Origin of the sequence: Leptolyngbya sp. NK1-12 (assembly GCF_032598965.1) — a bacterium.
Classification (GTDB): domain Bacteria; phylum Cyanobacteriota; class Cyanobacteriia; order Elainellales; family Elainellaceae; genus Elainella.
The window spans coordinates 2,446,786-2,460,000 of record NZ_CP053586.1; the positions used below are offsets into that span (position 1 = coordinate 2,446,786).

At 50.2% G+C, this 13,215-nt stretch carries 9 protein-coding genes (1 of these 9 only partly in view); 4 read left to right on the forward strand and 5 right to left on the reverse strand.

The window, feature by feature from the left end:
* Positions 1–56 precede the first annotated feature (56 nt).
* From HJG54_RS10180 to HJG54_RS10195, 4 genes are all read left to right on the forward strand, one after another.
* On the forward strand, positions 57–1,040 hold the full coding sequence (locus HJG54_RS10180) for an acetyl-CoA carboxylase carboxyltransferase subunit alpha (protein ID WP_316434786.1): 984 nt from the start codon (positions 57–59) through the stop codon (positions 1,038–1,040).
* Positions 1,041–1,673: 633 nt separating this feature from the next.
* The gene (locus tag HJG54_RS10185) at positions 1,674–2,396 is read left to right on the forward strand and encodes an SDR family oxidoreductase (protein WP_316434787.1); all 723 of its coding nucleotides are present in this window, start codon (positions 1,674–1,676) and stop codon (positions 2,394–2,396) included.
* A gap of 146 nt (positions 2,397–2,542) precedes the next feature.
* Positions 2,543–3,229: a GTP cyclohydrolase I FolE gene (folE, locus tag HJG54_RS10190; protein ID WP_420717387.1), complete on the forward strand. Its 687-nt coding sequence runs from the start codon at positions 2,543–2,545 to the stop codon at positions 3,227–3,229.
* Between the two features lie 1,447 nt (positions 3,230–4,676).
* Complete coding sequence (locus HJG54_RS10195) at positions 4,677–8,039, forward strand: glycoside hydrolase family 15 protein (protein ID WP_316434789.1); 3,363 nt, start codon at positions 4,677–4,679, stop codon at positions 8,037–8,039.
* A gap of 4 nt (positions 8,040–8,043) precedes the next feature.
* Here the strand turns inward: HJG54_RS10195 and HJG54_RS10200 are convergent, their stop codons facing one another.
* The 5 genes from HJG54_RS10200 to HJG54_RS10220 all read right to left on the reverse strand — a co-directional run.
* Complete coding sequence (locus tag HJG54_RS10200) at positions 8,044–8,727, reverse strand: HAD family hydrolase (RefSeq protein WP_316434790.1); 684 nt, start codon at positions 8,725–8,727, stop codon at positions 8,044–8,046.
* A 137-nt stretch (positions 8,728–8,864) separates the two neighbouring features.
* Positions 8,865–9,218, reverse strand: a complete 354-nt coding sequence (locus HJG54_RS10205; RefSeq protein ID WP_316434791.1) for a phenylpyruvate tautomerase MIF-related protein — start codon at positions 9,216–9,218, stop codon at positions 8,865–8,867.
* A 6-nt stretch (positions 9,219–9,224) separates the two neighbouring features.
* The gene (locus HJG54_RS10210) at positions 9,225–9,704 is read right to left on the reverse strand and encodes a flavin reductase family protein (protein ID WP_036004344.1); all 480 of its coding nucleotides are present in this window, start codon (positions 9,702–9,704) and stop codon (positions 9,225–9,227) included.
* A gap of 105 nt (positions 9,705–9,809) precedes the next feature.
* Positions 9,810–10,913 carry a DUF1517 domain-containing protein gene (locus tag HJG54_RS10215; RefSeq protein ID WP_316434792.1) on the reverse strand — a complete coding sequence of 368 codons (1,104 nt, stop codon included), beginning with the start codon at positions 10,911–10,913 and terminating at the stop codon, positions 9,810–9,812.
* A 125-nt stretch (positions 10,914–11,038) separates the two neighbouring features.
* Positions 11,039–13,215: the 3' portion of a glycosyltransferase gene (locus HJG54_RS10220; protein WP_316434793.1), read on the reverse strand. Its footprint extends 142 nt past the window's final position; 2,177 of the gene's 2,319 nt are visible here — the last part of the coding sequence; its start codon lies beyond the right edge, outside the window; its stop codon occupies positions 11,039–11,041.

Sequence of the window (13,215 nt, forward strand, 5' to 3'; positions counted from 1 at the left end):
ATTGGCTGCTGTCTACTTCACTCTGGCATTCCTATGCCTGCTGATCCCCTATCACCATGACAAACTCCGATCGCAAGCCCATTCTTCTAGATTTTGAAAAACCCCTGGCCGAATTAGATGCCCGCATTCTCCAAATTCGGGAATTGGCGGAAGAGAATGATGTCGATGTTTCCGATCAAATTCGTCAACTAGAAACCCGAGCGGTGCAATTGCGGCAAGAAATTTTTGCTAGCCTAACGCCATCTCAGCGTTTACAGGTAGCTCGGCATCCCCGGCGGCCCAGCACCCTAGATTACATTCAGGCTATTACCGATGAATGGTTTGAGCTACATGGCGATCGCAGCACCGGAGTAGACGACTTGGCTCTAGTAGGTGGCGTTGCCCGCTTAGCAGGCCGCCCTGTGGTGATTTTGGGCCATCAAAAAGGGCGTGATACCAAAGATAATGTGCGGCGTAATTTTGGTATGGCCTCTCCGGGCGGTTATCGTAAGGCAATGCGGTTGATGGATCACGCCAATCGCTTTGGGATGCCAATCATCACATTTATTGATACTCCCGGAGCCTATGCCGGCGTAGAAGCAGAGCGTTTGGGTCAGGGTGAGGCGATTGCCTATAACCTGCGTGAAATGTTTCGTCTAGAAGTTCCTATCCTTTGCACCGTGATTGGAGAAGGCGGTTCGGGCGGTGCCCTAGGGATTGGCGTAGGAGATCGGCTGATGATGTTTGAGCATTCGGTCTACACCGTTGCTAGCCCAGAAGCGTGTGCCTCTATTCTCTGGCGCGATCAGGCCAAAGCAGCTCAAGCAGCAGAAGCGCTCAAAATTACTGCTACCGATTTGAAGGGCTTGGGTATTCTTGACCAAATTCTGCCAGAACCAGTTGGAGGTGCCCATTCTGATCCACTGCAAGCGGCAGCTACTCTGAAACAAGCCTTACTAGAAAACCTGGCCGAACTGACTCGCATGACACGACAGCAGCTTAAGGATTGGCGCTACCAAAAATTCCGTAAAATGGGCATGTTCAATCAAATTGCCGTATAGTTTCGAGTGGGCCGCATTACTCACCCAATAAGTCGATCTGAGTGCAATCATCTTGCCTGCTACAGGAAGACCGATCAGCACAGTGGCTTCTCAATCCGTAAGCCAGATCAAGGGCGGTCATCTGTCTCGCTGTCAATAAATTGCTAGCACTGTAGGATCTAATAAGCGTTGGATCTAACAAACCAGGTTGACCCGCTGAGTTGAGCTTTGAATTGAACATCCCTAACTAAACAGGAGTCAAATCCTCATCGAGCTGAGCGTAGACTGAACAATTAAGAATTTTCGATTGTAATCAGTGCAAACCTTCAAATTCTACAATTTTTGTAAATGTGAGAGACCCTATCGGCGATGTTATAATCAGTCTAGTTACATTTTTTTACACTTCTCTCATTTTTTGACTTGACGGTTTTGTAGTTTGAAAAAGCGTCCTGATCATTTCCCTGATTGCCGCTTTAACCTGGTTGAATAGCCTGTTTGTACGGCTTTAAGGATTTTTTAACCGCTGATGTTTTTTGAGCCTTGATGAGGCTGCATGGATGCTCTCCAGCTCGATGATGCAAACTTCAGCCCGTCTTTTGTGCTGCTTTCCCCTAATTTTCTACTCCTGCTGAACTTGGCAATTGGAAAGGTCTCATGACTTCTTTAATGCATCACCGTGCCCTGATCACAGGTGCAAGCCGTGGAATCGGCAAAGCTACTGCACTGGCCTTTGCAAAGGCTGGGATCGATCTGGTGTTGGTCAGTCGTTCCCATCAAGCCCTAGCTGAAGTTGCTGCTGAGATTGCCCCGCTTAATGTGGATGTTCAACTATTTGCGGTTGATCTAGCGTTGGTTGAGCAGGTGAGACCGCAAATTGAGTCGATTGTGAGCCAATTTCCAACGGATATCCTGGTCAACAATGCTGGCATGGGCTACACCGGCGATCTGCTCTCTACTTCGCTGACTGATTGGCAACAGGTACTGGCCCTCAACCTTACCAGCGTCTTTCAGTGCATTCAGGCAGTGCTGCCAACCATGCGTCAGCAGCAGCAGGGAACCATTATCAACATTGCCTCGATTGCAGGCTATCAGGCGTTTCCAGGGTGGGGAGCCTACAACGTCAGTAAAGCAGGCTTGATTTCCCTCTCCAAAACCCTGGCGGCGGAAGAACGTGCCCACGGCATTCGTGTGGTTACACTCTGTCCCGGTGCGGTAAATACTCCCATTTGGGATACCGAAACGGTTCAGGCTAATTTCGATCGCACTCGGATGTTAACCCCTGAGACAGTGGCTCAGACTATCTTGCACACTGCATTGTTGCCTCCGGGAGCTGTGATCGAAGAACTGACCGTAATGCCTAGTTCCGGTGCACTTTGAGGCGCACTTTAACGTGCAGCCTGAAGTGCAACTGTTGAGCTGGGCGATGGCCCCTTCTACTCGGTTGCTTACTCTTTCAGTCGTTTCACCCTAGAGATATTATGACTATCGCTTCTTCTAACGGAACCAACGGTACATCCTCTCCTATGACACTTCCTGATGTAACAACTGACTCGTCTAATCTCGGCGCTAAAGTGCCGGTCCGCCCCGACCGCATCACTAAGCAAGGTCGTGAGGCTAAACCTCATCCGGTACCTGAAAATGCCAACGAGGAGCTAACAAATGCGGTTCGCACCATGTTGCTGAATGTAGGAGAAGATCCTGACCGGGAAGGGCTGTTGAAGACTCCTAAGCGAGTTGCAGAAGCGATGCGATTCCTTACTAGCGGCTATAACCAATCCCTAGAGGAATTGATCAACGGTGCGATTTTCGATGAAGGCCATAACGAAATGGTGCTGGTGCGCGATATTGATGTGTTCAGTCTCTGTGAACATCATATGTTGCCCTTCATGGGTAAGGCGCATGTAGCTTACATTCCCAATCAAAAAGTGGTTGGGTTGAGCAAACTGGCTCGAATTGTGGAAATGTACTCCCGTCGTTTGCAGGTGCAGGAGCGGCTTACCCGTCAAGTGGCCGAAGCAATTCAAGAAATCCTCGACCCTCAGGGTGTGGCGGTTGTGATGGAAGCAACCCATATGTGTATGGTGATGCGGGGCGTGCAGAAACCCGGTTCCTGGACCGTAACTAGCGCTATGCTGGGTGTGTTTCAGGAAGACTCAAAAACGCGAGAAGAGTTTCTCAGCTTGATTCGCCATCGTCCAGCATTCTTCTAAGCTCAATTCCTGTTGGGTTAGCAATCAAAATCCAGATTTGTGGTGTTTTGATTGTCAGCTTCATTAACAAATTGTGCTCGATTTAGCGGTAGAGATGTTTTCTGACATTTCTATCGCTTTTATTTGTTTGTATCCTGTAGGTTTTAGATTTTTACAATTTATGCGTTTCTATACAGGTATAGCAATTCGATCTTGCTGGTAAAGGCGAAAATCACTGACTGCTTCAGAGACTGTTTGTAAATGAATTTTAAGAGGCTAGAATCGCGCCGAAGGCGCATCCCCGCAGGGGGTTAGGGGGATTTAGGGGGATCTCAATCTTGGTTTACAAACAAGCTCTAAGTAGATCAACATCATTAATTTGAATTAATTTGAATTAATTTGAAGCTCCGTAGCGCAAGCGTCTGGCTGGTACGAGCCTCTCGCCCGCACTGTATCTTGTTTAATTTGGTTGACCTACTTAGAACTGCCTGATTCTTGCTGATGGCTGCTGACCTCGCAATAAAAATCAGGTAGAAATTGACAAGTCCAAAAGCACAGGTCGGTAAATAGGAAATGCAGGGGCAATCATTCTACTGATAGCGCTGTTTGTAGAATTGCCCCCGCATGGCTCTGGGAAACCGGTTTCGCTGAATTCTAGAATCCGCTTTTTAAGATCGGTTGATAGAGTTGTTAGCGGATTCATCAGCCGGGTTACCAAATTGGTAATAAAACTTGCATAAGGACTTTATCTATGATGGCCATGTCTGTTTTGACGGTCCGTGACCTCGATCAATAATGCACCGAATCAAGAACACTGAATTAGTGACGCTAAATCAATAGCATTGGATCAATCAATGCACCAAAAACGCATCAAACCATCAATGCGCTATCGATGCAACCACTTTTGAAAAAAGAAATGTAGACGTGGAATATAGGGAAATCGTGTCGCAGCCAATTCAAGCGGTCCTATTGCGTTGCTTGATAGTGGTTCTGTTCACTGCTTGACAACGGCTCTGTTGTAATTCCATCTCATTCACTGGGTGGTACGGATTGATCGGGTGATATTCAGTATGGGATTGTTCGTTTCTATACGGTATCAGTCTACCCGTAAATTTACGGTCAAGTTCCTATCGTTCTGATAAATTTTTCAAAAATTTCTTGGTTGGCCAATAGAAAAATTGCTTCACAACCGTGTTTAATCACACTGAGTCAACTCAAGAACCATGCAACTGTAAGATAGCGATTAACGCCGATTTTGCTTTAAGCAGGTTTACCTGATTCTGATAACACTTAGACAAAGTTAGACAAAATCTTTCTAGATCTGGGGCTTTAGGGCAGGGGCATCACTCGATCCAGCGCAATTAGGCGATAATCTTAAGGAAACATTAAGGGAAATTGTTCGCTGGCCCTAATCCTGGCTGGTATTGAGCAATTGGTTCTTGAACTCTAGCTACTGGTTAAGCTTCCTATGTGTGCTACCGCTGCTCCTCACGTCAACAGCTCGCTGAGAGCTTGGCCTGCTGGTACTCCTTCTGATCAACTCAAGGCGTATTACCAAGAAGTTCAGGCGATTATTTTAGCTCGCCAAAACCCAATTACGGGTCTGCTGCCGGCCAGTACCGCAATTACAGCCCACGGTAACTATACCGACGCTTGGGTGCGGGATAACGTCTACAGCATATTAGCTGTTTGGGGATTGGCCTTGGCCTATCGCAAGCTGGATGAAAATCCGGGTCGGGCCTATGAGCTAGAGCACAGCGTGGTCAAACTGATGCGGGGTTTGCTGTTTGCGATGATGCGGCAGGCCAATAAGGTAGAGAAATTCAAGCACACCCAATCGCCGCTAGATGCGCTGCACGCCAAATACGATACCAACACGGGCGATGTCGTCGTCGGAGATGATGGCTGGGGTCATTTGCAGCTCGACGCCACATCGCTTTATCTGCTGATGCTGGCACAAATGACAGCTTCTGGCCTCAAGATTATTTTCACAATCGACGAAGTCAACTTTATCCAAAATCTGGTCTACTACATTGGTCGTGCCTATCGCACGCCAGACTATGGAATTTGGGAGCGGGGCAACAAAATCAACCACGGCAATCCAGAACTGAATGCTAGCTCGGTGGGAATGGCGAAGGCGGCATTAGAGGCAATCAATGGTCTGGATCTGTTTGGAGTTTATGGCAGTCAAGCCTCGGTGATTCATGTGTTGCCGGACGAGATTGCCCGAACCAGTATCACGTTGGAGTCCCTATTGCCGCGCGAATCGGCCTCCAAGGAAGCAGATGCAGCGGTGTTAGCCGTGATTGGCTTTCCGGCGTTTGCCGTCGATAATCCAGCTTTGGTGGAACGCACTCGCAGCAACATTGTCACGAAACTGCAGGGCAATTATGGCTGTAAGCGGTTTTTGCGCGACGGGCACCAGACGGTGATCGAAGATGTGACCCGCCTCCACTATGAGCCACGCGAGCTGAAGCAGTTTGAGCACATCGAGTGCGAATGGCCGCTGTTTTTCACCTACCTGATGCTGGATGCTCTGTTTCGCGGTGATCTGACTCAAGCCGAAGCATACCATCAGCGGCTTCAGCCTTTGCTCGTCGAGCAGAACGGACTACGGCTGTTGCCAGAGCTATATTATGTTCCAGAAGACAAAATTGAGGCCGAGCGGGCCAATCCCCATAGCCAGACTCGCTTGCCGAACGAGAACCTGCCGCTGGTTTGGGCACAGAGCCTGTACGTGCTGGGGCAGCTTTTACGGGACGGATTGCTGTCATTGGGCGATATTGATCCTCTGGGGCGCTACCGACGCTCTCACCATCCGCGGCAGCCGTTAGTCCAAATTGCTCTGCTGGCCGAAGACGAAACCCTGCAAGCCGAACTGGCCACCTACGGTATTGACACCCAAACGCCGACTCAGGTTGCTCCGATTCAGGTGCGTCGAGCCAAGGAGTTAGCCGCTATCTATGCTCAGGTGGGTCGTAACGATAAGCTGCCCATGACTGGACGCCCAATTCGTCGTCTACGTAGCCTCACCACCTCGCGAGTGTTCCGCATTCGTGGCGAGACAATTGTGTTTTTGCCCTCGTTTCTCGATCAGCAGCAGTTCTACCTCACGCTGGACTACCACTTTCTAGTAGCCCAAATCAAAGCAGAACTGGCCTACATTCAGCAGCATTGGGATCAGCTCGGTCGCCCTACCATGACGCTGCTGCTCACCCATGCCATGTTTGAAACAGAGCAAAGTGAGGAAATCGAGCAATCACCCCTACTCAAATTGCTGAAAGAGCTGCGGGATGGCAATTGCAATGAGATTGCGGTAAAGCTGGGCCACTTAAATCAGCTGATGCTGACGGCAGGCACCGAACGGGTGGATTTTGTGCATGATTTTGAGTTCGTTCAAGCCTCGGTTCAAGATGCGGCTCCGGTAGCGTACTATCTCACTTTCTATCCGGATCGCAATGTCCCCCTCAGCAGCACGCAGGAATTTATGCTGTCTTATGAAACCAGCATCCCACGGCTGTTGGAGCGCCTGCGCCATTCCCAAAACCTCTATGAGCAGATTGATTTGCTAGAGACCTTGAGCAATTTGGCTGGGTTGGACCTGGATACTGGCTTAGGACCCCAACCCGTGACGGTGGCTGAGTTGCTAGATGAGGTCTACAGCAAGGCGAGCCAATTGCATCTGTGGGCGATCATTCGCCGCTCGGCGGGGCTACTCAATAAAATCGATATTTGCCTCTCGGATGCGGTTACCGATATTCTGGTGCGCGGCAAACAGATCGCTGTCGGCAAGGCTTACAGCGAGGCTTCTCTGATTACTGCCCCAATGCCGCCGGATGAAATCATGGAAAAAATCCAGATGTTTTGCGGCAATGATGTGCGCGATCGCCCTCTGACGCAGGAAATCCTGGTCTACCTCAGCGTTTTGATCAAAACTGATCCCCAATTGTTTAACGGCTTGTTGACGCTGCGAGTAGGCTACCTAATTTTGCTGATTACTAGCGCACTGGCGCGAGAACTGCACGTGACGCCCGATGAAGCCCATGAGCATCTGGTGCAGCTCAGCCCGTTTGAAGTGAAACTGCGGCTGATGCGGGTGTTGGCTGGTTACGATAGCCTGAATCAAACCCTGTTTCAGCAAGAATCGCTGCATATCCGTCAGCAGCAGCCCATTCAATGGGTGGTTTCCCCCGATGCTACTAACCTCTGGTCAGAAGAATCGGCAGAATCGACCCCAATTAGCTGGTGGCAGCAACGCCAACGAGACGGGGCACTGAACCGCGTTCCGAAGGGGTTTTATCCACAAGTCTGGCGAGTCATGCAGCACTGCAAAGGTTTGGTGATCGGCGACAAACTGGACCGCCGCAACCGATTAGATAGCGAATTGCTGCTGTCGGAAATGACGCCCGGTGAGAAAAATTTTGCTCTGCGGGTTGAACACCTGCTCAACAATATTCAAGCGCCAGAATACCGCCAAGTGAACATCGAGGCACTAATGGAGCTAGCGGCAATTGTGGAGCAAAATCCCGAATTGCAAATCGAGGAATATATCGTGCTGGATGTGCTGATTGGGCATGCGGTTCGTCTGGCTTGGTTGGATCAGCCCTCTCATCAGGCGGCTCTGTACGATCAGCAAAAGGGTATGGCGTGGCGGTCGTTTTATGAAACCTCGCCCTATGTCTGCGCTACCTACATCGCTAAAGCATTACGCTTCCTGTTGGAATTGGGCCAAGGCCAGAGTGTTTCCGACCGTGTTTCCGACCATGCTTCCGATAGTACTTCTGTCGATGCCTCTACCTCTGAGCCGCAAGCCCTGAAGCTAAAGAACTAGGCAATTATACTGTCAACACGTTGCTGCTTCGTTGGATCAGCCGTTGGTTCAGCAACTGGATCAAACGCTCGTCTGCAAAGTCGGGAACCACCAATCCAGCTCCAAGCCGATACAAATCTTCTGGATCGTGAGTTGTAGCAATTCCTACCGTAAAAATATTGGCTGCCACGGCTGAGCGTAATCCCGAAGGCGAATCTTCAAATGCGATGGTTTCTTCTGCGGTTACATTGAGGCGACGCAGCGCTTCTTGATAGGGCAAGGGACTCGGTTTCCCCATTGGCAAATCATCACCCAGCACAACAGTGAGAAATCGATGCTGCAAATGCAGGGCATTCAGCATAAATTGGGCATTTTCGCGCGGAGCATTGGTCACGACCGCAACTTTCAAGTTCTGCTCTGCGGCCCAATTTAAAATCTCTACCACACCCGCTAAAGGTGTCAGGGCATCAGCACTATTTCGAAAGGCAGCCTCTTTGCGCTCAATAAAATCGTTCTGCTCAGCCAAACTCAGCTGCGGCAGCAGATCGGCCATGATGTCCGGATTTAGCCGCCCACTAATCTTGGCTTTATAAAAAGCCCGATCAATTACCAACCCATAGTCAAGCAGAAAGTCCTGCCAGATTTGAAAGTGGAGCGAGTCGGTTTCAGCTAACGTACCGTCTAGATCGAACAATAGAGCGTTCAGCATAATTTCCCTTTCGTTCTAGTCCTATGAACTTGCCGCCGATGTAACGAATCTTAACAGGGATAATTTAAGCGACCAGAGTCCATAGACACAGAAAGGCTCAATCTTTATGTAGAAAAACAAAATCTTTACGGACAATGCTAACCAAACGTAGCTCCGTTCCAGCCCCACATATAGCCTTTGGCATCAGCAAACTCAATATAGGTGCGATTGGTCGGCACTCCGAGGGCTGCATTCACCTGCTGACAAAAATCCTGACTCATGGCTTTCGTCTGAGCTGGACTCATTGTCCCCACGCTTTTAATTTCGATATAGCAAACCGGATCGGTTGTGCCTGCAAAGGTCATCGCCAGACCTGGCTCAAAAGCAGCCATCACATAGGATTCTGGCTTACCTGTATGTTTCGCCAAACTAGCAGATAGACGCTTGAGCAAACTTTCAACCGTAGCCTGGTCCGGTGCAGTAGCAGAGGTTTGGACTTTGATTAGGGGCATAGAACATTACCCTCCATACTGCCAGCCTGTACTCTCTAACAGGAGTGGTTCGCCGTCTCGATGCACGCCTGCGGCGATCACTTCTCCGACAAAGACAGTATGATCGCCATGCTCAACTGTGCCCACAACGCGGCATTCGACATAGCCCAAGGAATCAGAAATGATTGGGCAGCCGGTTTCACCCAGGTAGAACTCGACATCCTCAAACTTGTTGCCGACGCGCCGCTGCGGTTTGAAAAACTTTTGCGCGAGTTCTTTCTGACTTGCCTCTAAAAAACTAAGGGCAAACACCTGACTGGACTGAATCATGGCATGGGAGCCAGAGTTGCGATTGACGCAGTTGACTACCAAGGGCGGTTGAAATGAGGCCTGCATTACCCAACTGGCCGTAAAGCCATTCACTTCATCCCCATCTTTGACGCCACAAACATAAAGCCCGTGGGGAATTTTTCGCAGGATGGTTTTCTTAGCCTGTTCGTCTAGCAAGTGATCGTCCTCCCAATGCTACATCGTTCAGTGTACTGCCTTGTCAGATTCTTATGAAGGGCATGCCTGTTCAATCAAGCCTTATTGATTAAGCCTTATGAGCAGTTAGGCAATTTGTACTAGATCTGAATAATGGGTCAAAAGCTGTTCACGCGAAAGGCTGTCGCTGGCATCCTGCGGCGACCAGATCAACTCGTAAATCATTAGATAGGCAGGTGTGATGCCTCCCAAGCGCTGCAAAACGGCAGCCAGCTCTTCGGTGGAATGAACTGGGTTAGCCAGAGGTCGGTCGTCTGCTGTGCCGACTAGCAGTGTCACGACAATATAGGAGGCTGGGTCCGCATCTTTGTCAACTTGGAGGGCTTGGCGACGAATATTGCCACCTACGTTGACCAGGGTTTCGCTGCTGAGCTTACTGCGCTCTTGAATCGAGAGTTGTTCGAATAATTGGGCAGCCTGCTGACGGCTTTTAACGGTTTGGGAATTGACGCGAGCATGGGTCCAGTTTTCCGGAGAGCGCAACAGGGCCAAAACAGTCTCTCGTAGAAATTCGGCCAAACCTTCCGGAGTATTGAGATTGGCTTGCAGGCTAATTTGGGTCAGTTCGTCCTGAATATATCGAGCTTGGGCCAATAGGGCAACCTGAACCTGGGTAACAGTCACAATATCATTGGCTAACTCACTGGCCCCAATCCCTCTAGAACTGCTGCTAGAACTGCTGCGACTGGCCCGCAGGTAGTTCATTAACACCGGCAGCATTGAGGCTCCCAGCAGTAGCACCAAAATCAAGAACAACCCATCTCCTGAACTGCTTGTGCCATATCCTGTACCATAGCCCGGATCGACTGGGACCGGATAGGACTGGGGCGGGACCACAATTACCCGTGGACGACTGTAAGGAGCTGGGTATGGATAGTAGTCTGGACGCGAGGGATAGGAATAATCATAGGGAACAGAATAGTCGTAGGGTGATGAATATCCACCCCTGTACCCGCCGCTAGATCCGCCGCCTGAGGGGGCTTGCTGCGGCGCGGCTGGTCGGTCAAACGAACCTCCCCTTGCCCGTCCTCCGCTTTGGGCTAAGGCTTGATTCGTGAGCCAATTGGGGCCTAACCCATTTGGTAAACTGATTAAGCCACTTACAACACCAAAGGACAACCCCGCGACGATTAGGTGCTTCGCCAACGAGAAGGGGCGGGTAGAATTCATCAGCGCTTCAACCAAACTCAGCTATAGCACCGACGCTACCACACCGATCGGTCAATGCCCTCCACCAGCGGAATGTTTTAAATTTGCGCCTAAATTTGCGCCTAAGTTTGCGCCTAAGTAGGTGCCTAAATTTGCGCCACCGAAACCGCGCTGACATCCACATGGCGGTCGAAGAGAACGCGTGGCCGCAGCAAAATTCGAAACAACAATAGCAAAGACTGAATTTCCCCTGGCGTGTAGCGCTTCTTCCATTGCCCAGGCCGACAAAACAGCATCTCGATTAACTGCCGCTGTTGCATGGTATCGAGTGGGTCGAACATAATGCGCACGGTAGGAAATTCGCCGTTTAATCCCGTTTGGGTTGCTTGTCCTGAAATTGACAGGTGGTGCTCCAAAATCTCTACCCGCACAGGTATGGTTTCGGCTGTCCCAGAATCAGAAAAATTGGCCTCAAGATGAATCGTGGGAAACCCAGCTTGGGTCAGCGCCACTTCGGTGCCCACCTCCGAAATCATGGTTGTAACGCCCCAAAATACCTGCTCTGGTTCCCCTGCGGGTGTCACAGGCCATAGCTTGACCGTGCGCCTCAGGTCGAACCACTCGTAGGGGCTGGGACGGGGCACATCCAGCAAAATCAGCAGGGCAATTCCCAGCATAATCAGGTTGTAGCTGCTCCAGATCCAGCCCAAGCCAATCCCCTTAAACTGACTGGCTACCTCCGGCGGTACTGTGTCCATCCAAGCACCCTTGATCATGCACATGCCAAAATTAACCCAGAGGCTAATGGCTGTGACAACAAACAACATCAAAAGCGGCCAAGCTAAGTTCCAGTTGAAGGAGTAGCGGTTGCTGGCAGTTCCTTTAGGGGTCACTTTGAAGCCTCTAGCAAACGGATTTAGCATCACCTGAATCACCGTTAGCGCGAGCGGAAAACATAAGACCAGCGAATAGATATCAGACAACAGAGCAGAACGAGAGCGATAGTTCAGCCAGGAAAAAACGGCAAGTTGCACTAAATAGTAAGGCAGGAAAAAGTAGAGCAATTCGGCTGCTGTAGCCCGCAAAGGAATCACCCCCAGGAACGAATAAGCCAGGGGCATGAGCAAAAATCCCACTCGCGAAATGCTGGTAAACCAGTGCAATAAGCCTTCCAAATGAGCCAAGCGTTGGATCGGGTTGAGACCGCGAATCGTCAATGGGTTCGATTTGATAAAAAAGGCTTGCAGCGTGCCTCTTGCCCAGCGCAACCGCTGAATCGCGTGAGCTGCAATATTCTCTGCCGCCAGACCCGCACTCAGCTTTTCGTCGAGATACACCAACCGATAGCCTTGGGCCGACAGCCGGATGCCAGTAAAGTAATCCTCGCTCAAGGAATCCGTCACAAACCCGCCCATTGCTTCTAAGGCACTGCGCCGCACGACAAAGGATGTACCCGAGCAAATGACGCTACCTGCCCCATCGCGGATTGGCTGAATTTGACGATAAAAAACTTCTTCTTCGGGCGTTAGAACATTCTCTAGGCCCAAGTTACGGGCAATTGGATCCGGATTGTAGAAGCTCTGAGGTGTTTGAACTAAGGCCACTTGCGGATCTTGGAAAAACCCAATCGTGCGCGTCAAGAAGTTAGTTGTCGGCACAAAATCGGCATCAAAGACCACAATCAAATCGCTACTGGTTTGATGAATTGCATGGTTGAGGTTACCTGCTTTAGCAAAGCGATTATCAGGCCGCGTTAAATAGTGGCACCCCAGTTCGTCGGCTAGCGCCTTCACCTCAGGCCGACGGGTATCATCCAGCAAATAAATCTGCTTATAGGCATATGTCATGGCCTGACAGCCAACCACCGTGCGTCTTAAGATGAAAACTGGCTCGTTGTAGGTCGGGATCAGCACATCAACGGTTGGAGTATAGCGGCCTTCTTCCACATCCATCGCCAGCCAATCGGCCTCCCGTCGTCGGTCGCGTACCCGCAGCATTAGAAATAGCTGAATCGTGCTGCTAGTCAACATCAACAGCTCTAGCAAAAACAGCCCGATGCTGAATACACCGGCTAGGGGCGTACTCACGTTTAAAGTCGAAAGCGATCGCCACAGCAGATAGCGCACGGTCAACGCTAACAGGATGCCAACCACCACAAACCGAGACCATGTTTGCGGCTGCGGAGAGACTTTCATGACAATCAGCACCAGCAGAAACAGGATGACCGTTGGAAACAGGAGGTACTCTCCTGCTACCATTGGCACCTCTAGCCAGAGGGGTGGTCGATTTTGCAGTTCATTTAATTGCTGAAAAATGCGGCTAA

Bases quoted from the DNA above. Each gene is read 5' to 3' on its own strand.
- HJG54_RS10180 (WP_316434786.1), top strand. From the start codon at position 57: ATGACAAACTCCGATCGCAAGCCCATTCTTCTAGATTTTGAAAAACCC.
- HJG54_RS10185 (WP_316434787.1), top strand. From the start codon at position 1,674: ATGACTTCTTTAATGCATCACCGTGCCCTGATCACAGGTGCAAGCCGT.
- folE (WP_420717387.1), top strand. From the start codon at position 2,543: ATGACACTTCCTGATGTAACAACTGACTCGTCTAATCTCGGCGCTAAA.
- HJG54_RS10195 (WP_316434789.1), top strand. From the start codon at position 4,677: ATGTGTGCTACCGCTGCTCCTCACGTCAACAGCTCGCTGAGAGCTTGG.
- HJG54_RS10200 (WP_316434790.1), bottom strand. From the start codon at position 8,727: ATGCTGAACGCTCTATTGTTCGATCTAGACGGTACGTTAGCTGAAACC.
- HJG54_RS10205 (WP_316434791.1), bottom strand. From the start codon at position 9,218: ATGCCCCTAATCAAAGTCCAAACCTCTGCTACTGCACCGGACCAGGCT.
- HJG54_RS10215 (WP_316434792.1), bottom strand. From the start codon at position 10,913: ATGAATTCTACCCGCCCCTTCTCGTTGGCGAAGCACCTAATCGTCGCG.